The following is a 19,640-nucleotide window of genomic DNA, read 5'->3' as shown; positions in this document are numbered from 1 at the left end:
TTATCCTTTTACAATTTCTTTTAATGATCCCGCAAGTCCGGCTACACTCTGAATACTTGAAGGAACGATTATCTTAGTTGCCTGTCCGTCAGCAGCCTTCTCAAATGCCTCAAGGCTCTTAAGTGTAAGAACAGACTCATCTGCTCCGGCTTCCTTGAGCATCTTGATACCCTCTGCATTAGCCTGCTGGATATTCTTGATAGCCTCAGCCTGACCTTCAGCCTCACGGATTCTCTTTTCTCTCTCAGCTTCAGCTCTGAGGATTGTAGCCTGCTTATCAGCTTCGGCCTGAAGAATCTTACTCTGCTTCTCACCTTCTGCAACAGTGATCTGTGACTGCTTCTCACCTTCTGCAAAAAGAATCTTCTCTCTCTTTTCACGCTCAGCCTTCATCTGCTTCTCCATTGCGTCACGGATCTGCTCGGGAGGATTGATATTCTTAAGCTCAACTCTTGTGATCTTGATTCCCCAAGGATCTGTTGCGATATCAAGCGCATCCTGCATCTGTGCGTTGATCTGGTCTCTTGATGTAAGTGTCTCATCAAGTGTAAGTGAACCGATAACGTTACGAAGTGTTGTTGCAGTAAGGTTCTCGATAGCTCCGATAGGATTTCTTACACCGTATGCAAAAGCCATAGGGTCTGAAATTCTGAAGAATACGATTGAATCAATCTGCATTGTTACGTTATCCTGAGTGATAACGGGCTGAGGCGGGAAATCACAATACTGTTCCTTTAAGTCAACCTGTCTTGCCACTCTGTCTATAAACGGAACCTTAATGTGAAGACCTACATCCCAAGTCTCCTTGTAAGCTCCGAGTCTCTCAACTATGAATGAATGTGCCTGAGGCACGATCCTGATATTTGCCGCAAGCAAAATTATCACAAGAACGATTACAATAGATACCACTGCCATAATTATGTCCTCTCCTTATTTTTTAATCAGTTACTTTTTTTACCATCAGCTTATTTCCGACGATCTTCTCAACGACAACTTCCTCTCCTTCGGAAATAACAGTGTCGTCATCAACCGACCTTGCAAGCCATATTGAGCCCTCAAGCTCAACCTTACCGCTCTCATTCATATTATCGATCCTGGTCTTTACGATCAGTTTCTTTCCGATAACCGAATCAATATTGGTCTTGGTCAGCTTGTTATTAAAATGCTTGGTTGCAAGAGGTCTTACCGCCGCAATGCATATGACTGAAACAAGCACAAAAACAGCAATCTGAACCGGAATACCTGCCCCCACGAGCGCAAGTATCATCGCTACAAAACTGCCTGCCGCGAACCAAATTGTCACAAGTCCTACGGTTGCAAGTTCAATTAATGCAAAAACAACAGTGATTATCAGCCAATAACCGGCCGGTGTAGAAATAAAATCCATAGATGCCCCCTTCCTCCCTAGTATTACTCGTATTATACAGTTTTTTAGGCAAAAAAGCTATTTATATATTAACCATTATATGTCTTAATTGGTTTATTGATTTTTTATCGCTATATCATTTGATTATTATTTAAATCGCGGTTATCATATATAGAGAGGAAAGGACATTTGCATATGAATCGTGATCTTTATTCCAAGCTTAAAGTGGCAGTAAATTCTATACCTCTTTCTGCAACCGTTTTATCGATAAAAAGAGACGAACACGGTAACTGTGCCGAATTGCGCTATTTTGTCATAAATGATTCATTCACTGATGACTGTCTTGCTATTTTTTTTCAGGACGAAGTATCCAACAACAAAGATCTTGATGAAAAGAAAAAAGAAGTCGAATCCAAGGTAGAAGGCGCTCTTTACACAATAAACGTGCAAAAAGAACCCAAATTCGAGGATGCCTGCTATAAATCTGCCTGGAAAAAAGAACCTCTCCATACTTATGTAGATACAACCAAAATGTACGGCTACTGGACCGAAGACTTCTTCCTCCCTGTCGCTGTAAGCGATGACGAAAAAGATCCGGATGTTGCTTATTGCCTTTTTATATACACCCTCAACAAAGAGATGGATGTAAATAAGTTTTCCGCAGTATCTCCCGATATTGCTTCTTTTATCATTAAAGCCTGTCTCGAGCTCCAAAGTGAAAATGATTTCTATTCCAGTATGCAGCTTGTTACGGATTACATCAGAGAGTATACAGGTGCCTATGGTGCGAGCGTAATGTCATACCAGAGTGACCTTAAAAAATACGAAGTTATCAGCGGCTCCACGATGGATAATGTAAGTATAAAAGAAATCTTCTCTCATATTCCTTTCTCTACGGTTGCCAGCTGGGAAATGCTGCTTAAGCACACAAATGCGATAATCATAAAAAACGAAGACGATCTAAACTACTATGAGACACAAGCACCTGCGTGGGTAAAAACACTAAGGGCCAGTAATGTGTTCAATCTTTGTCTCGTACCTTTTTTGCGCCAAAACTCCATTATTGGTTATTTGTATATTTCTAACTTTGATGCCCGTATAATGACAAAAGCCAAAGAAATGCTCGAGCTCTTATCATTCTTTTTATCAGCCGAGGTTGCAAACCATCTGTTCCTTGAAAGACTCGAATACCTTAGCAATATAGATATTCTTACGGGTGTAAAGAACAGAAACTGCATGAATGCCGATGTTGAAGAATTTTCGATCAAATTCAAATTTAATCCAATGCCGTTCTCTGTTGCTTTTTGCGATATCAACGGTCTTAAGATAGTAAACGACAATCAGGGACACGATGCCGGTGATAAGCTTATTGCCGCCGCAGCCGATATCCTTAAGGACATCTTTAAAGATGATAATATCTACAGGGCAGGTGGCGACGAGTTTTCTATTATCTCTACGCACAGTACCGAGCGCGAATTTGAGGAAAAGATAAAGAAACTACGCGAGCTCACCAGCGATCCCAACAAACTGTGCTTTGCAGTAGGATACTATCACGATGGCGGTTCAGGCCCTTTAGAGCTTGCAATGAGATACGCAGACGAGCGAATGTATCAGGACAAAAACGAATTCTATAAAAGACATCCCGACATGAGACGCTGAACATTTTGATACGCATTTGATAAATCCCTCCTAAAAGCCCGATATATATGCAATTCCTTAATTTTTTATTTATTATTTTTCACACTTTATTGTTTGATTATTCATCGTTTTAAGGATAATATATATAAGGAATATTGATTTAATCTGCACTTCCTTATAAGCTCCGCAGGGACGCGGCAGAAAGCATTTTGGAGGTATACAATGTCACTCGACACATTATTTGATCATTTTGAAGAAAAAGAATTACCGGCCGATATCTCGGCATTCATAATAAAGACTTGTCTTCACATGCGCAAAGGCGAAGATTTTCGCTCAAGCATGAATAACGTTGCAAAAGATCTCAGAGAATTCACCAATTCCTATGCTTCATGCATCATGACTATTTCAAGAGACCTTTACAGATTTGACGTTATTGGCGAAAGTGTGAGAAACAATGAGATTGTCCTTCAGAATGTTTTTGACAAAATTCCCTATGAAATAGTTGAATCCTGGGAAGAAATGATCCTGGAAAACGATTCTATCATAATAAAAAACAGCGACGACATGGAATATTATGCAAAGCGCTCTCCGAAATGGGTAGAAACCCTTAAAGAAAACGGAGTTGAATCGCTATGCCTTGTTCCTTTCATTCATCAGAATACAATAATCGGCTATATGTATCTCACAAACTTTGATACATCGATCATCGACACTATAAAAGAGGCTATAACTCTTATGTCTATATTTGTTTCATCAGAAGCAGCCCACCATCTCCTTATAGAAAGATTAAGAAGCCTTAGCCTTATTGATTCAAGAACAGGCGTATATAACAGAACAGCCATGAATAATATGGTCGATGAGCTGTCAGCACAGTTAAAGCTTGCTCCTGCTCCGTTCAGCGTTGCATTCTGCTATCTCAACACACTTAAGACCGTCAATGAGAAAAAGGGTCATGATGTAGGAAATGCTCTTCTTAAAGAGGCCGGAAAAGTTCTAAAAGAGGTATTCCAGAACGATTATATCTACCGCTCATCAGGTGACGAGTTTGCGATCATATCAACAACCTGTACCGAAGATGAATTTGAGGAAAAAATTGAGAACTTAAAAGATCTTGCAAGCGATCCCGAGTGGCTCTATTTCACAGTCGGATACTACACAGACAACACAGACGGCGCTTTGCACAGTGCTATGAAATACGCAAACAAGTACGAACAGGAATTCAACGAAGAATTCTATTATAACTATCCCGATATGATCAAATAATCATTATAAAAATCACGCCTGCAAAATCAACGTTTTGCAGGCGTTTCTTATTTTGTAAAAACTACTCTCCAACGATCAGTTTTCAGCGATCATCTTAGAGTCTTTTCTGTCTTCTTTAATAAATTCATATACCGCTCTTGCTTCAAAATACACCAAAGCTCCGATAAACACTCCTATTGTATTAAGCAGCACATCGTCGATATCGGTGCGTCTTTGATATAAAGGCAGCTGGGATATCTCAATAAAAAGCGTACAACATAATCCAATCAAAGTAACTTTTATTATATTATTTAGATTCTTAAAGCAGAAAGGCAACACAATCCCCACAGGTACAAACATCGCAATATTTCCCAATATGTTTATCTTATAACCTGCATATTTCTGCTCCAGAAAAAGAAACATCTTGAAATTGCATTTAAACGGATATGCCTTATGAATGTCAAAAATAACAGGAGTTATATGACCGTTTTCAAGCTGAAACGGAAAATATACATATCTTGCAATAACAACGATACAGGCATATACAGTCAAAAGTTTCAATTCATTTTTTATATTAACACTTTTATTAACTCTGGCACATATTAATCTTGCAACGATCCAGCATATAGTAATAAAAGCAAACATCCCCATGTAAGTAATCTGAATCATATAAAACTTTCCTTTCAAGCCATTAAAAGAGCCTATGACATGCGAAAATAATAACACTGAAGCGCCGCAAAGTCAAAAAAAGACTGGGTTTCGCAAAGAAAAAGTCGGTTCTGTGTGAAACAGAACCGACCTTGTTATCAACTATATCGGAATCTTAAAATTTACCCGCTTTAGCAGCCTCTTCGATAGAAACGGCTGTAGAAACAGTCATACCAACCATCGGGTTGTTACCTGCGCCGATAAGACCCATCATCTCAACGTGAGCGGGAACTGATGAAGATCCTGCGAACTGAGCGTCTGAGTGCATACGTCCCATAGTATCTGTCATACCATAAGAAGCAGGGCCTGCTGCCATGTTATCAGGGTGAAGTGTACGTCCTGTACCGCCGCCTGAAGCAACTGAGAAGTACTTCTTACCGGCCTCTGTACGCTCCTTCTTGTATGTTCCTGCAACAGGGTGCTGGAATCTTGTAGGATTTGTTGAGTTACCTGTGATAGATACGTCAACGTTCTCCTTCCACATGATAGCAACACCTTCCTGTACGTCGTTAGCGCCGTAGCAGTTAACCTTTGCACGAGGTGAATTTGCATCCTTAGAATAGCACTTTCTGAATACTTCCTTTACCTCGCCTGTGTAGTAATCGTACTGAGTCTCAACATATGTGAAACCGTTGATACGAGAAATGATCTGAGCTGCGTCTTTTCCAAGACCGTTAAGAATAACTCTGAGAGGTTTCTGACGAACCTTGTTAGCCTTCTCAGCGATACCGATAGCACCCTCAGCAGCAGCGAATGACTCGTGGCCTGCAAGGAATGCGAAGCACTCTGTATCCTCTTCAAGAAGCATCTTTCCAAGGTTACCGTGTCCAAGACCTACCTTACGGCGGTCAGCAACTGATCCGGGAATACAGAAAGCCTGAAGACCGATACCGATTGCAGCAGCAGCCTCAGAAGCCTTGCGGCATCCCTTCTTGATTGCGATAGCGGCACCTACTGTGTAAGCCCACTTAGCGTTTTCAAAGCAGATAGGCTGAATGCCCTCGATAAGGTTGTAAACATCGATGCCTGCAGCCATTGTAATATCTTTACACTCTTCTATTGAAGAAATCCCATACTCCTTAAGGCAAGCCAGGATCTGGGGCTCTCTTCTTTCATATGATTCAAATAAAGCCATTTTAAATTCCTCCTTACCTTAATTACTCTTTTCTGGGATCAATGAATCTGGCAGCATCAGCAACACGTCCGTACTGACCCTTAGCCTTCTCCATTGCTGTGTTAGCGTCATCACCGGCTTTGATGAAGTCCATCATCTTGCCGAAGTTAACATACTTGTATCCGATAATCTCGTCGTTCTCATCAAGAGCAACCTCTGTGATGTAACCATCAGTAAGCTCAAGATAACGAGGTCCTTTGTCAAGTGTTCCGTAAGTTGTACCAACCATTGAACGTGTACCCTTACCAAGATCCTCAAGACCTGCACCGATCTGAAGTCCGTCCTCTGAGAATGCAGACTGAGTTCTTCCGTATACGATCTGAAGGAAGAGCTCTCTCATAGCAGTATTGATAGCATCACAAACAAGGTCTGTGTTAAGAGCTTCGAGAACTGTAAGTCCGGGAAGAATCTCAGATGCCATAGCTGCTGAATGTGTCATTCCTGAGCATCCGATTGTCTCTACGAGTGCCTCCTGAATGATACCTTCCTTAACGTTAAGTGAAAGCTTGCAGCAACCCTGCTGAGGTGCACACCAACCAATACCGTGTGTATAGCCGGAAATGTCCTTAATCTCTTTGGACTGAACCCACTTAGCCTCTTCAGGAATAGGCGCAGCACCATGATGTACCCCTTGTGTTACGGGACACATATTCTTTACCTCTGTTGAGTAAATCATGTGAAAATCTCCTTTCATATTGTAAAGTAATGAACCATTACTTACTAACTACCTGTAATTTAGACTGACCATTAAAAATGTGCTTGCCGGGCACGGCCAGAGACGGCGAACAACAATCCGCCAAAACTTATTTTGGCATAAATTCATGTATATTTCAATGCCAATGTTATATTTTTAACGGAATATTTATTCTTCAATCTTCTTAACGATATGATCCTTATCTTTAAAGATATGATGCGCAGGAATGCATCCCCTTACCGATGAAAGCGGATAAACATTACACCATCTGCCGATAACCGTTCCCGGATTAAGAACGGAATTACATCCGACTTCAACATTATCCCCAAGCATTGCTCCCATCTTCTTAAGGCCTGTCTCGACCTTATCGTCCGCACCGTTCTTTACAACGATGAGCTTTTTGTCGCTCTTTACGTTTGATGTGATCGAACCTGCTCCCATGTGAGACTTAAAGCCAAGAATAGAATCTCCGACATAGTTGTAATGAGGAACCTGAACTTTGTTAAAGAGAATAACGTTTTTAAGCTCGGTAGAATTTCCTACAACCGCACCTTTTCCGACAATTGCGCTTCCTCTTATGAATGCACACTGTCTTACTTCCGCATCCTCATCGATGATGCAGGGTCCGCCGATATAAGCAGAATCAAACACCTTTGCACTCTTTGCGACCCATACATTCTCGCCGCGCTTCTCAAACTTATCTGCGGGAAGCTTATTTCCAAGCTCTATGATATAGTCCTTGATCCCTGCAAGAAGTTCCCACGGATACTCCTTAGTCTTCATATAATCTGCCGCAATTGTCTCATTAAGATCATACATATTAGAAATCTTAAATTCTTCCATTTTACGCCTCCGTTACCATGTTTTTTATATAATTATTCATTACGGGCTGATGCTTCGTTTGAGCCTTCTACCGTAGTTTCTTTTGCTGTAGCCTCTTTTGCCGCCTTCTTTTTAGTAGTCTTCTTGGCTGAACTTTTCTTTGTCTCAGCCTTTTTATAATTGGTCGAAACATAGTCAAACCTTGAAAGTAGCAACCTTCTGTAATCATTTTGCTTTACAAGATTCGTCCTCTTGCTGACAAAATCATCAAGCTTATCCATATATTCTTTTTCGGAAATACTGCCTTCCGCAACGCCGGTAAGTCCCTTCTCCCAGCTTGCGGTAAGCGCGGGATTGAGCATCGGCTTCATGGAACATGCAACCGTCTCGTATATCATCTCTCCGAGCTGCGTCGGTGTTATTATCTGTGTCTTCTTATTAAGATTAAGATACTTTATATTGACAAGCTTTGTAAGAATACCTGCTCTCGTAGCACTCGTTCCGATTCCCGAACCCTTTATCTGTGCTCTGAGCTCCTCATCCTCGATAAACTGTCCCGCATTCTCCATCGTAAGGATCATCGTACCCGAGTTATATCTCTTGGGCGGAGTCGTCTCACCCTCTTTAAGCTCAAAAGATTCAGCGCTTAAAACATCGTTCTTCTTAAGCTTTTGAAGATGTTCAAAGAGTTCCTCATCGGTTACTGTCTCATCCTCACCTTCATTTTCTTTGTCATCATCCGCTTTTTTATTCTTATCTTTATCCTTGAAAAAAGAATAATCCATCACGTGAAGATAACCCTTTTGCGTAAGGATCTTGAAGTTTGCAAAAAAATGTTCTCTTTTGCCCTCTTCTTCCTTATTGTCCATCGCAAGTTCAAGCGCAACCTTCTGATAATTCGCAGGCGGATAAAAGACAGCCAAGAACCTCCTTACTATTATCTCATAAACCTTGGCTGATGTAGGACTCAGCCCCTGAAGCGCCGAAAGTCCCTGTCCCGTAGGAATAATCGCATAGTGGTCGGTGATTGCCTTGTCGTTTACATACCTTGTCTTCTCAATACCTTTATACGCCTCATGCTGCAATATCGACTTTGCAAATATCGCACACGGAGCATATGCAGAAAGCCCGTTGATATTCTTATCGATCACCTTTGCGATAGCCGATGACATAACTCTGGCATCCGTTCTCGGATAAGTCGTAAGCTTCTTCTCGTAAAGCTCCTGTGCAACCGCAAGCGTTTCATCCGGACTTATCTTAAAGAATCGCGAGCAATCATTCTGAAGCTCCGCAAGATTATACAAAAGAGGCGGATTCTTGGCTTCTTTTTTCTTCTCACATTTAAGTACGGACGCACTGACGGGAGTCTCTCCAAGCGATGCGATCAGCTTATTCGCACCTTCTTCGGTCTTAAAGCCTTTCTCACTGTACAGGTCAAAAGAGCCGTTATACTTGGAGTCATCAGTTACTCTCCACTCCGCATCGCATTTTTTACCCGCAATATCAACCTTTGAAATAACGCGGTAAAAAGGAGTCTTAACGAATTCTCTTATCTCCCTCTCCCTTTCGACGACAATGCCCAAAACACAGGTCATTACACGTCCCACGGATACTACGCACTTATCTATATTGAGATAATTCTTGATAGAATACGCATATTTCAAGGTAAGGGCTCTCGAGAAATTGATACCCATAAGATAATCCTCTTTTGCCCTAAGAAACGCGGATGCTCCGAGATTATCGTACTCGCTGTCATCCTTCGCTTCCCTGATTCCGCGCATGATCTCGTCTTCCGTCTGGGAATCGATCCATACTCTCTTTCGCTTCTTATCTTTTACATTTGCCTGCATATCAACAAGACGATATATATATTCACCCTCTCGTCCCGAGTCGGTACAGATATATATCGTGTCTACATCTTCTCTGTTCAGCAGTTCTTTTACAATCTTGAATTGTTTTGAGACATTTCCGATAACCTCATATTTAAAAGTTTCCGGAATAAATGGAAGTGTGTCCAAAGACCACCTTTTGTATTTTTCGTCATAGACCTCAGGATAGCTCATGGTTACCAAGTGTCCGACACACCATGTAACAATGGCGGTATCTGACTCAAGATAACCATCTCTCCTGGTAAAATTTATTTTCATCGCCGAGGCAAAAGCCTGGGCAACACTCGGTTTTTCCGCTATATAAACCTGTTTAGCCATTCGTAAGTTCGTCTATCCCAATCAACCGTATCTTACTATCGGGCTTCATGGCCGCATCCTGCAACCACGCATCGAATCCCACAGTTGAAAAGAGATAGTAATAATCTCCCTCAAGTCTTGCTTTTTTTGCGCAGGACTCTATGCCTAATAGGTCATCATGTGTAGCCTGTCTCTGCCAACAGCACATTCCGATTGCCGTATCTCCCACATCGCTCTGGACGATAATATCGAGGTTTCCCTCTTTACCAAGCCATTCTCCTTCGTCTTCGATCTCAAAAGGAAAAAGACCTCTCTCCTCACAGTGCAAGATATACTCGCGGCAAACGGACTTAAAATGTTCCGTAGCATAATTTTGAATTCCTGCAGATATAAATATATCATAAAATCTTTCGGCAGGCATCCGTATAAGATTACTTTCATTCGGGAAGATAAACCTGAAGTAAAAATCTATGAGAGGATCGGCTATCTTGTACACTCCCTTTACAACATTTTCCCTTCCTACATTTCCGAATGAATATGCCTTATAAGCAAAATCATGATTTATCAAAGTCTTGAGGTAAACAGAAATCTTTGCTCTTGAGAACCCGGTCTCATGATAAATATCATTGAGCTTATTGATACCGCGTGCCATCACGGAAAGAATCGTGTGATAGACCGCAGTTTCCCTGAGGTTCTCTGACGTAAGCCTTATTGCTTCGCTGCGGAGAAAAGAATCCTTGTTCAAAATATTCTTACAAACATTCTCTTTAAATGAAAGTGTATCGTCAAAATATCTCCAAAGTCCCGTCTGTCCGCCAAGTACCGAATAAGTCAGCACAGCATCCTTATAAGACATATTGGGATAAAAAGACCTGAGTGCAGAAAACGGAAGCGGCTTGATTTTCCTAAATCCTGCGATATTTGCCGCAAGATTACCAAGACTTGCCACCATACTGTTCTCAACCCAGTTGACATCGTAACTCACAAGAAGAACAAGAACCTGCTTGAATTTGCCGTTCTTTTCAAGATAACCGGTCAGCTGATCCATGAACGCCGCGTCTGTCTTTAATATGTTCTCAAAATTTCTGATCACAAAAACAACAGGAGCTCTTCCCACGGAATCCGCACAGGCACTAAACAGATCGTAATAACTTTCTATTTTTCCCGCAGATATTCCATCATTTTTTAATTCCTCGGTCCACAGTCTGAGCTGTTCTCCGGACGACGCAGAGCGCGCCGAATAGAAAAAGCTCTTCCTGTTTTCCATGAATTTCAAAAGGAAGGAGTCCTGTTCAATATTCCTGTGTCCGTAGACAACAAGAATATTGGACAAACCACTCTCATAGTATCTGTTTAAAAAATTTAAATCATCCTGCCTCTGTTCTTCCATAACCTATCACTTTTTGTTAATATATCCACTTGCCTTCAAGAGTTCTGCACACTCAACCGCTCCGCCTGCAGCGCCGCGAAGTGTATTGTGTGAAAGACCTACAAACTTCCAATCATAAACAGAATCCTCACGGATACGTCCGATGCTTACACCCATGCCGTTCTCATAGTTAACGTCAAGTGTGATCTGAGGTCTGTTATCTTCCTGCATATACTGAATAAACTGCTTGGGAGCGCTGGGAAGATTAAGCTGCTGAGGAAGTCCTGAGAATTTCTCAAGCTTCTCGATAAGCTGTTCCTTTGTAGGATTCTTCTTGAACTTAACAAAAGCAGCTGCTGTATGTCCGTAAAGTACAGGAATTCTGATGCACTGGCATGTGATCTTAACATCATCGGCAGGAACAATAACACCGTTCTCAACCTTACCCCAGATTCTGAGGGGCTCTTTCTCTGACTTTTCTTCCTCACCTGAGATGAAAGGAATAACATTTCCAACCATCTCCGGCCACTCATCAAAGTTCTTTCCTGCTCCTGAAATAGCCTGGTATGTTGTAGCAACTACCTCATAAGGCTCGAACTCCTTCCAAGCTGTAAGAGCGGGTGTGTAGCTCTGGATTGAGCAGTTGGGCTTAACTGCGATGAATCCCTTTGTTGTTCCGAGTCTCTTTTTCTGGAATTCGATAACATCCATATGCTCAGGGTTGATCTCAGGGATGATCATAGGAACATCGGGAGTCCATCTGTGTGCGCTGTTGTTAGAAACTACAGGAGTCTCTGTCTTAGCATACTCTTCCTCGATAGCCTTGATCTCGTCCTTTGACATGTTTACTGCTGAAAGAACAAAGTCAACGTCCTCTGAAACGCCCTTTACATCAGTAACGTCCTTGATAACGATATTCTTGACAGAATCAGGAATAGGTCCGTCCATCTTCCATCTGTTTCCTACAGCCTCTTCGTATGTCTGTCCTGCACTTCTGGGGCTTGCAGCAATTGTTGTGACCTCAAACCAGGGATGATCCTTGATAATATCAATAAATCTCTGTCCTACCATTCCTGTTCCGCCAAGTACTGCAACCTTCAATTTCTCGCTCATAATGTCCTCCTAAGATTCTCCTAAAATATATTAAAGCTTAAATTCTTTTAAAAAAGCTTCATTAACATCAATTACTTTTTTCATTACAACAGGGCTCGGTGCTCCGACCGTAAGCCTCTTGTTTACACAAGTTTCAAGACTGATCGCATCATAGATGTCCTCGTCAAAAAGCTCCGAAAAGCTCTTAAGTTCATCTATCTTAAGATCGTCTATCGCACACTTCTTGTCTATACAATAAAGAACAAGTCTTCCGATAACGGAATGTGCATCTCTGAAAGGCATACCCTTAACAACAAGGTAATCTGCCGCATCAGTGGCATTTGTAAAGCCCATCATCGCACTCTTTTCCATGTTCTCTTTGTTGAACTTAAGCGTCCTTAACATATCGGTAAAAAGAGTCAGGCAATTGGAAACCGTATCGATGGCATCAAACGCAGCCTCTTTGTCCTCCTGCATATCCTTGTTGTATGCAAGCGGAATTCCCTTCATTGTTGTAAGAAGCGACGTAAGGTCTCCGTAAACTCTTCCGGTCTTACCTCTTACAAGCTCCGCGATATCAGGGTTTTTCTTCTGCGGCATGATGCTGCTTCCTGTAGAATATGCATCATCAATGTCCACAAATCTGTATTCATTTGAGTTCCAGATGATGATCTCTTCGCTAAATCTCGAAAGATGCATCATTACAGTTGAAAGAGCTGCAAGGAACTCAATAAGATAATCTCTGTCCGATACGGAATCCATGCTGTTTAATGTAGGTCCGTAGAAATCAAGGAGCTGCGCCGTATAATCTCTGTCAAGCGGATATGTCGTTCCCGCAAGCGCTCCGGCTCCGAGCGGACAATAGTTCATCCTCTCTCTTATATCCTTCATCCTGAGAAGGTCTCTTTTAAACATTTCAAAATATGCACCTACATGGTGTGCAAGTGTAACGGGTTGTGCTTTCTGAAGATGCGTAAACCCCGGCATATAAGTCTCGGTGTTCGCTTTCATAATATCAAGAAGCGTAACGAGCATATTGTTCAAAAGATCTGCCATGTGCTCAACTTCGCCTCTCGCATAAAGTCTCATATCAAGAGCGACCTGATCGTTTCTGCTTCGTCCCGTGTGGACCTTTTTTCCTGCGTCTCCGACCCTGTCTATAAGATTAGCCTCGAGGAAACTGTGAATATCCTCATATTTGCCGGTAATTTCAAGTTTCCCGGACTTAACGTCCTCTAATATAGAATCAAGTCCCTCAGTTATGAGCTTCTTCTCTTCTTCTGAAATGATGTTTTGCTTGGCAAGCATAGTTGCATGTGCCTTGCTGCCTCTTACATCCTGTTCCAAAAATCTCTTGTCAAAACTGATGGATGCATTAAAATTCCAAGCCAGTTCATTGATACTGCCGGTGAATCTGCCTCCCCAAAGCTGTGCCATATTTATTTATCCTTCCCACTTTTTCATAGTAAAGTACAAAAAATTATAATCACAACTTAACATAAGAGACTTTCAAAAACAATGTATAATATTGCTCAAATCTTAATTGGTTTAAGTTGTTTTATTGTATAAAAAAACAAATGTCCGCAATACGCGGACATTTTACAGTCATATAAGCCAATATTGTACGCAGGATCTATGAAATAAATATCACTTCAATCTTTCTGAATGTAAGCCAGTTTATCAAAAGACCGGCCGCAACGAACGCCATAATTCCTGCCCAAACCTGCAACCGGTCGGATCCGGTTGATAATAATACGCCAAAAAAGCCATTTCCCATATAATGTGCAACCGAATCAGATAATACAACCCTTGCCGTGAGCACAAATGCGGCAATAATCGTAACGTAATACGACCAAAATGCCAACATTCCAAACCGTATTACGCTGTTTCCGGCCAGTCCCTCAAGCCACATAGCAAATCCAAAAAGAATTATCACAAGCTTAAAACACGGATAAAATCCGTCTTTTAAACAAAAAACGACCGGAAAGATAATAATAACAAGTTCCAGAAAATCCCACACCCTGCTCCAGATAAAAAGCTTATATCTGGTAATACCAAAGCTCAATCCTCTCGGAACTTCTGTTGCCGACATACACCATTTTACGCACATGCAGACAGCCACAATTGAAGCCGTCAAAAATCCCCATTGCAGATAAAAAAACTCCTCATCTCTCAGTAATCTCGCAGCAAAGATAACCAGCAATATTCCGAATGTTACCATCACAATATTCAATAATATATTAGTTTTTTTTTAGGCATATAACTGTCTTGAAATCTCTAAGCATATTCCCCCCTGTCACGTAACAACCGAACTGTACTTATTTGCCCTATATATCAGCACTTCCATGCCGGCAAATATCAGCAGTGCTCCAAGCGCATATATAACCACGTTATTCTCAAATGCATAAGCTGAAAAACCGACGTCTATAATCACAAAAGAATACCTGATAAGTACATAAAGAAGCATATAAACTATTGCAACAACAGCCGCAACGGCATTATTGTATTTATCAACCTTATATCCGAAAAAGTATCCCGACGCTCCCGCCGCAAGCGACATTGCAATTACAAAAAGCACATGCTTAATGCGTCCTTGCTCCCACACCGGCAAAGCAAGCAATAAATATACCAATGCATTACACAATGCGTACGTGCCCTGTTTTATCAGATTGCCAATGAAAATATCTTTTCTTCTTGCACCCATAGACAATACGATACCATCGTTCAATGTAGCTGCATATAATGAAAACATAAAAGCAGCATACGGCATGATAAATTCAAAAAATTCAAGAAGCATTAAAAACAGTCTCCTGCTCCAGTCATCTCCTTCTCCCAGTAGCGTAACAGTCCACATTACTGCTACCGCGAGTACCCCGAGTGACATATAAGAAAATAGTTTTATTCCCTGCCTAAAATAGTATTTTGCAGTTCTTTTAAAAAGATTACTCATACATTAAGCCCCCTTTTCCGCGCTCATACACATAGCATAGAAAAGATTTTGAAGTGAAACGGGCTCTATATGAACCTCTTCCCCAAAGTCAATACCGGGCTCTTCTGCCAGCAATATAGCTACCTTGAACCCTCCAATTGTCTCAGTGTTATATACTTTGTATCCGCTTACCGCCTTATCAACCGCCTCCGCAGATCCGCTCACGCGATATGCTCTCGCAAGAAGATCCTCTGTATTTTCCTCAAATTTGATTTCTCCGCCATCAATAATGATAACTCTCTCAAATAACGAAGCCGCCTCCTCAATGATATGAGTGCTTATTATAAAGGTCCTTCCCGTATTTGCGTATTCATCAATGACAAGATTATAGAACTGCTCTCTTGCCACAATATCAAGTCCCGCAACAGGCTCATCAAGGATTGTTATCTCCGCTTTACTTGCAAGTGCCACAATTATCGTAACTACCGACAGCATTCCCTTTGACAGCCCTCTTATCCTTTTGCCCGGATCGATCTTAAAGAGTTTTATAAGTTCCTTTGCATATTCTTCATCCCAGTTCGCATAAAAAGCCTTTGCGGTAGCAATATAATCTTTTACCTTAAGATTATTCGTTCCAAGCATTGTAACCTGCGAAATCTCTCTGGAATAACAAATTCGTGACAATGCCTTCTCATTCTCCCATACAGCTTCTCCGTCCAAAGTTACAGTGCCTTCCGTAGCCGGATTCTGCGCAGTCAGTATGGATAAAAGAGTAGTTTTTCCCGCGCCGTTTCGACCAATAAGGCCATAGATCTTACCTGTTTCCAAATTGATATCAATATTTTTCAAAACGGTTTCTTTTCCGTATTTTTTTACTATATTCTTACCCGCTAAAACTCCCATTACCGTCTCCTTATTTATCAGGTTCCATTACTTCCGTCTATCATCTTCTTGAGCTCTTCCTTGTCTATTCCGATAAGCTTCGCTTCATTTATTATCTTTTTTACAAAGGTTTCGTAGAAGTTATTTCTTCTCTCTTCCATTATCATGTCTTTGGCACCGGTCTGAACAAACATACCGATTCCTCTCTTCTTATAAAGAACCTTCTTATCTACCAGAATATTGATTCCCTTCGCCGCGGTTGCCGGATTGATTTTATAAAACTTGGACAACTCTGTTGTACTCGGAACCTGTTCTTCCTCGCCTAATATTCCACGCAATATTTCATCCTCTACCATCTCGCTTATCTGCAAGTAGATTGATTTCTCTTCGCCCAGATTATCCAGCACGCAGTCCACTCTCCTTTCAGGTTGTATAGTTGATTACTTATGTAAGTGACCTTATCACAAAAGAAAAGATATATCAAGTGACATATCTTTTCCCTCTATCTGCATTATTTGCCAAAAATGAACGACCTGAAGTCGAAATAACTTCCCGGCAAAAAGATAAACGACACATCCCATTTTCCGGTTCTTTTTCCTATAGAAAAAGTTTTTGTCATATAATCGGGACTCTTTGGAAACTCAAGTATTTCCCGCTCTTCATTTCCGCTCTCTTCATCATAGAAACGAAGATGTATTGTATTGGCACCCTTTATGGCTCTTCCGGTTATATCAATGCAGGTTGCTCCTTCGTCTCCGAAATCAAGAACGCCAAATCCCACGGTGACATTGTTTCCGATGCCCTGAACAATATCATTTAACCTAAGGAAGCTGTCGCCATAGATTGAATCTGCATCCGGTGCGATTATTTCCGTATAAGTCCTAAGCTCTTTTTCGGTGCCGTCTGCGACAAAATCTCCGATTCCTTCAGCCGTAAAATCAAGCTCCGAGACTACTTTCGCCGAATCAGCGCCGTTGTAAGCTTCGCACCTCAGTTTAAAACAGCCGTCCGAAACTGCCGTGATTTCTGCTCTATTGCCTTCCACGCTTACTGTTGCAAGCTTTGTTTCTTTTCCTTTTCTGTTGAGCACCCTGAATTTAAGATCCTGCGCAGATGCACTTGCAGGGAAGATCTTAGCCGTAACAACAGTTGTCTTCACATCAGGACTTAATTTCTGTCCCCTTTCGGAAAAGAGCTTGATAGCCCTGATATCTGTCTTTTGCGAAAGCTCTGCATCAACCTTAACAGGCGCGCCTTCCTTGTCTGCCTTTACAATCGCAAGAAGTTTTCCGCCAAAAAGTCTTCCGGTATCGGATTGGTATCTGTCATAATCGGTACTGTCACCGTTATCAAGCCCAATCAGCTTTCCGCCCTTTACAGAAACATGCACATAATTATTTGCATTTTCTACAGGATTGCCGTCAGCGTCAAAAGCACTTATCTCCGCAAAAACAAGATCGCCGAATGTATTCTCCGCATCTGCCTTTATTTTGAGCGAAGAAACATCTCCGAAGGATTTCCTTTCATCCCTTGCGATTATGTTGCCCACCTCATCATATGCCACTGCTTCAAGCGTTCCCATTTCATATATCACACTGTAATCAGCCATGATATGATTTCCGCTTCCGGGTTTATTGCTAAGTTCCTGTGCGCCAAGGCTCTTTCCGTTTAAAAACAGCTCCACCTTGCAGCAATTGCTCGCCACCCTGACATCAATGCGCTGACCTTCGTTAAAATCCCAGTACGGAAATACATGTACAAAAGGATTCTTATCACAGCTCACCCACGCCGATTTCCATACATAATAAGCATCCTTGTTAAATCCCGCAGTATCAACAAGTCCAAAGTATGAATTCTTGGTCTGATAAGGCGTAGGCTCGCCGATATAGTCATAACCCGTCCAGACAAACTGACCAAGTGAGTACTTTATATCCCTGTCATTGCAGATTGCATACTCAAAGCTCTCAGCCCCCCAGCCGGTCGTACTGTTTCCAAGAGACGAGCACTGAAGATCCGTATCCATCAATATCTTTTCACCAAGCGGGAAATGATATACGTTTCTGCTCTGAACCAGAGAACAAGTCTCACTTCCGTATATTATCCAGTCGGGATGCTTCTCGTGATGTTTCTCATACAGTCTCTCTGCATAGTTATAGCCTACAACTTCCAGCTCATCTGCACATTTCTGGGCGTTTTCCCACGGCATATAATTAGAACCCGATGTAACAAGGGCATTCTTTAAAGGATCAAATTTTCTGACGAGCCCTCTGAGCTCTTTTGTTATCTCCATACCGCGCTCTGACGCATGAGTGTCATATATTTCATTTCCGATACTCCACATGAGAACACTCACATGGTTTCTGTCGCGCTTTACCCAGCTCTCCGCATCTTTCTCATGCCACTCTTCCCAGAACTGTGCATAGTCGTACTCGGTCTTTGCTTTCTCCCACATATCAAATGCTTCCGAAATGACAAAAAAGCCCATCTCGTCCGCAAGATCAAGAAGTTCCGGAGCATATACATTGTGCGTAAGCCTGATCGCATTTACACCAAGTTCCTTAAATTGGCATAGTCGTCTTCTCATCGCATTTTTATTAAAAGCAACTCCGAGAGCGCCCAGATCGTGGTGTATGCAAACACCCTGAAGCTTGGTATGCTCTCTGTTTACAAAAAAGCCTTCCGAGGGATCTAACTTAAGATCCTTAAAACCGATATTGATCTCTTTTTCCTGAATAAGCATTCCGTCTACCGATAAAGCCACCTCGAGCTTATAAAGATTAGGATTCTCCGGACTCCATAATTTAGGATTATTTATGGTAAAAGAGGTCTCTTTAACACCGACCAAACTTCTCTGTTCATCCGGTGCATCCGATTTATTTTCAGCATCCGCTTTTTTAGATTCGGTCAGTGAAACTTCTTTATCTTGACCATCTCTAAGTTTGCAAGAGATTTCCGCTCTTTCAGTATCTTCCCCAATAATCTCAGTCTGTATCGTGAACTTGAAAGCATCTCCCGCTCTCTCAGAATGGACATAAACACCGTTCTCGGGTATATATGTGTCATTAAGCTCATCTATCCATATATTTCTGTAAATACCGGCGCCAGAGTACCATCTGGAGCTTGGATACCTGCATCTAACACCTACATATATATCATTCTCGCCTTTTTTCACATAATCGGAGACATCAAGCACAAACTGCGTATATCCATTCTTCCACTCTCCGGCTTCCTGTCCGTTTATGTACACGATGCTGTCCATGTAGATGCCGTCAAAAATAAGAAATATCTTTTTATCCGGCTCCGCAACTTCAAACTTGTTGCAGTACCATCCGGTGTTGGTGCTGTACAGATTATGAGGATCCTCAATCATCCAGTCATGCGGAATCAAGACATCCGAAAACTTCTCCGCACTCTTTACTGCAGTCTCATATCCGGTGCCATATTCAGACTTCCAAAACTTCCAGCCATCGTTAAAGAGTCTCTTCATACACTTGTCTCCTTTTATCCAAAAAACGTAATTCGTCGATCATTTAATCAT

The 19,640-nt window shown here is 41.7% G+C and carries 17 protein-coding genes; 2 read left to right on the top strand and 15 right to left on the bottom strand.

Translation table 11 applies throughout. From position 1 onward, the window contains the following. Entirely contained in the window at positions 1 to 915 is a 915-nt protein-coding gene (locus CD00_RS0102445) for an SPFH domain-containing protein (protein WP_026654454.1), read from the bottom strand. A 22-nt stretch (positions 916 to 937) separates the two neighbouring features. Then, on the bottom strand, positions 938 to 1,387 hold the full coding sequence (locus CD00_RS0102440) for an NfeD family protein (RefSeq protein WP_026654453.1): 450 nt from the start codon (positions 1,385 to 1,387) through the stop codon (positions 938 to 940). Between the two features lie 174 nt (positions 1,388 to 1,561). Here CD00_RS0102440 and CD00_RS0102435 point away from each other — a divergent pair, with 174 nt between their 5' ends. Further along, a complete protein-coding gene (locus CD00_RS0102435) occupies positions 1,562 to 3,025 on the top strand; it encodes a sensor domain-containing diguanylate cyclase (RefSeq protein WP_026654452.1) in 1,464 nt (487 codons plus the stop codon). Between the two features lie 201 nt (positions 3,026 to 3,226). Continuing rightward, a complete protein-coding gene (locus tag CD00_RS0102430) occupies positions 3,227 to 4,267 on the top strand; it encodes a GGDEF domain-containing protein (protein ID WP_026654451.1) in 1,041 nt (346 codons plus the stop codon). Between the two features lie 75 nt (positions 4,268 to 4,342). On the opposite strand, the gene CD00_RS16920 is transcribed toward CD00_RS0102430, so the two are convergent. From CD00_RS16920 to CD00_RS0102365, 13 genes are all read right to left on the bottom strand, one after another. Next, positions 4,343 to 4,915, bottom strand: a complete 573-nt coding sequence (locus CD00_RS16920) for a VanZ family protein (RefSeq protein ID WP_051199193.1) — start codon at positions 4,913 to 4,915, stop codon at positions 4,343 to 4,345. Between the two features lie 154 nt (positions 4,916 to 5,069). Beyond that, complete coding sequence (locus CD00_RS0102420) at positions 5,070 to 6,089, bottom strand: GGGtGRT protein (RefSeq protein ID WP_026654450.1); 1,020 nt, start codon at positions 6,087 to 6,089, stop codon at positions 5,070 to 5,072. Positions 6,090 to 6,111: 22 nt separating this feature from the next. Then, positions 6,112 to 6,804 (bottom strand): iron-sulfur cluster assembly scaffold protein, encoded by a 693-nt coding sequence (locus tag CD00_RS0102415; protein ID WP_026513780.1) that lies wholly within the window; start codon positions 6,802 to 6,804, stop codon positions 6,112 to 6,114. 186 nt (positions 6,805 to 6,990) lie between these two features. Then, the gene (locus tag CD00_RS0102410) at positions 6,991 to 7,665 is read right to left on the bottom strand and encodes a UDP-N-acetylglucosamine pyrophosphorylase (protein WP_026654449.1); all 675 of its coding nucleotides are present in this window, start codon (positions 7,663 to 7,665) and stop codon (positions 6,991 to 6,993) included. A 32-nt stretch (positions 7,666 to 7,697) separates the two neighbouring features. Further along, entirely contained in the window at positions 7,698 to 9,851 is a 2,154-nt protein-coding gene (locus CD00_RS16915) for a DNA topoisomerase (RefSeq protein WP_051594056.1), read from the bottom strand. Continuing rightward, complete coding sequence (locus tag CD00_RS19025) at positions 9,844 to 11,220, bottom strand: ATP-binding protein (RefSeq protein WP_051594055.1); 1,377 nt, start codon at positions 11,218 to 11,220, stop codon at positions 9,844 to 9,846. Before CD00_RS19025 ends, CD00_RS16915 begins: the two co-directional genes overlap by 8 nt. A 6-nt stretch (positions 11,221 to 11,226) precedes the next feature. After that, complete coding sequence (gene asd / locus CD00_RS0102395) at positions 11,227 to 12,312, bottom strand: aspartate-semialdehyde dehydrogenase (protein WP_026654448.1); 1,086 nt, start codon at positions 12,310 to 12,312, stop codon at positions 11,227 to 11,229. 30 nt (positions 12,313 to 12,342) lie between these two features. Then, on the bottom strand, positions 12,343 to 13,728 hold the full coding sequence (argH, locus tag CD00_RS0102390) for an argininosuccinate lyase (protein WP_026654446.1): 1,386 nt from the start codon (positions 13,726 to 13,728) through the stop codon (positions 12,343 to 12,345). A 196-nt stretch (positions 13,729 to 13,924) separates the two neighbouring features. Continuing rightward, a complete protein-coding gene (locus CD00_RS0102385; RefSeq protein ID WP_207640437.1) occupies positions 13,925 to 14,515 on the bottom strand; it encodes a hypothetical protein in 591 nt (196 codons plus the stop codon). 72 nt (positions 14,516 to 14,587) lie between these two features. Then, positions 14,588 to 15,241, bottom strand: a complete 654-nt coding sequence (locus CD00_RS0102380) for a hypothetical protein (protein WP_026654444.1) — start codon at positions 15,239 to 15,241, stop codon at positions 14,588 to 14,590. 3 nt (positions 15,242 to 15,244) lie between these two features. After that, the gene (locus tag CD00_RS0102375) at positions 15,245 to 16,123 is read right to left on the bottom strand and encodes an ABC transporter ATP-binding protein (RefSeq protein ID WP_026654443.1); all 879 of its coding nucleotides are present in this window, start codon (positions 16,121 to 16,123) and stop codon (positions 15,245 to 15,247) included. A gap of 17 nt (positions 16,124 to 16,140) precedes the next feature. Beyond that, complete coding sequence (locus CD00_RS0102370) at positions 16,141 to 16,509, bottom strand: GntR family transcriptional regulator (RefSeq protein WP_026654442.1); 369 nt, start codon at positions 16,507 to 16,509, stop codon at positions 16,141 to 16,143. Positions 16,510 to 16,613: 104 nt separating this feature from the next. Further along, a complete protein-coding gene (locus tag CD00_RS0102365; protein ID WP_034461926.1) occupies positions 16,614 to 19,589 on the bottom strand; it encodes a glycoside hydrolase family 2 TIM barrel-domain containing protein in 2,976 nt (991 codons plus the stop codon). Positions 19,590 to 19,640 lie beyond the last annotated feature (51 nt).

This window comes from Butyrivibrio sp. AE3003 (assembly GCF_000686065.1).
In the GTDB taxonomy this organism is placed as follows: Bacteria; Bacillota; Clostridia; order Lachnospirales; family Lachnospiraceae; genus Butyrivibrio; species Butyrivibrio hungatei_A.
The sequence above is the reverse complement of the archived record's forward strand: the minus strand, read 5'-3'. Positions and strand labels throughout refer to the sequence as shown.

Bases quoted from the DNA above. Each gene is read 5' to 3' on its own strand.
- CD00_RS16920 (WP_051199193.1), bottom strand. From the start codon at position 4,915: ATGATTCAGATTACTTACATGGGGATGTTTGCTTTTATTACTATATGC.
- CD00_RS0102365 (WP_034461926.1), bottom strand. From the start codon at position 19,589: ATGAAGAGACTCTTTAACGATGGCTGGAAGTTTTGGAAGTCTGAATAT.
- CD00_RS16915 (WP_051594056.1), bottom strand. From the start codon at position 9,851: ATGGCTAAACAGGTTTATATAGCGGAAAAACCGAGTGTTGCCCAGGCT.
- CD00_RS19025 (WP_051594055.1), bottom strand. From the start codon at position 11,220: ATGGAAGAACAGAGGCAGGATGATTTAAATTTTTTAAACAGATACTAT.
- CD00_RS0102435 (WP_026654452.1), top strand. From the start codon at position 1,562: ATGAATCGTGATCTTTATTCCAAGCTTAAAGTGGCAGTAAATTCTATA.
- CD00_RS0102430 (WP_026654451.1), top strand. From the start codon at position 3,227: ATGTCACTCGACACATTATTTGATCATTTTGAAGAAAAAGAATTACCG.
- CD00_RS0102410 (WP_026654449.1), bottom strand. From the start codon at position 7,665: ATGGAAGAATTTAAGATTTCTAATATGTATGATCTTAATGAGACAATT.
- CD00_RS0102445 (WP_026654454.1), bottom strand. From the start codon at position 915: ATGGCAGTGGTATCTATTGTAATCGTTCTTGTGATAATTTTGCTTGCG.
- argH (WP_026654446.1), bottom strand. From the start codon at position 13,728: ATGGCACAGCTTTGGGGAGGCAGATTCACCGGCAGTATCAATGAACTG.
- asd (WP_026654448.1), bottom strand. From the start codon at position 12,312: ATGAGCGAGAAATTGAAGGTTGCAGTACTTGGCGGAACAGGAATGGTA.
- CD00_RS0102380 (WP_026654444.1), bottom strand. From the start codon at position 15,241: ATGAGTAATCTTTTTAAAAGAACTGCAAAATACTATTTTAGGCAGGGA.
- CD00_RS0102440 (WP_026654453.1), bottom strand. From the start codon at position 1,387: ATGGATTTTATTTCTACACCGGCCGGTTATTGGCTGATAATCACTGTT.
- CD00_RS0102415 (WP_026513780.1), bottom strand. From the start codon at position 6,804: ATGATTTACTCAACAGAGGTAAAGAATATGTGTCCCGTAACACAAGGG.
- CD00_RS0102375 (WP_026654443.1), bottom strand. From the start codon at position 16,123: ATGGGAGTTTTAGCGGGTAAGAATATAGTAAAAAAATACGGAAAAGAA.
- CD00_RS0102420 (WP_026654450.1), bottom strand. From the start codon at position 6,089: ATGGCTTTATTTGAATCATATGAAAGAAGAGAGCCCCAGATCCTGGCT.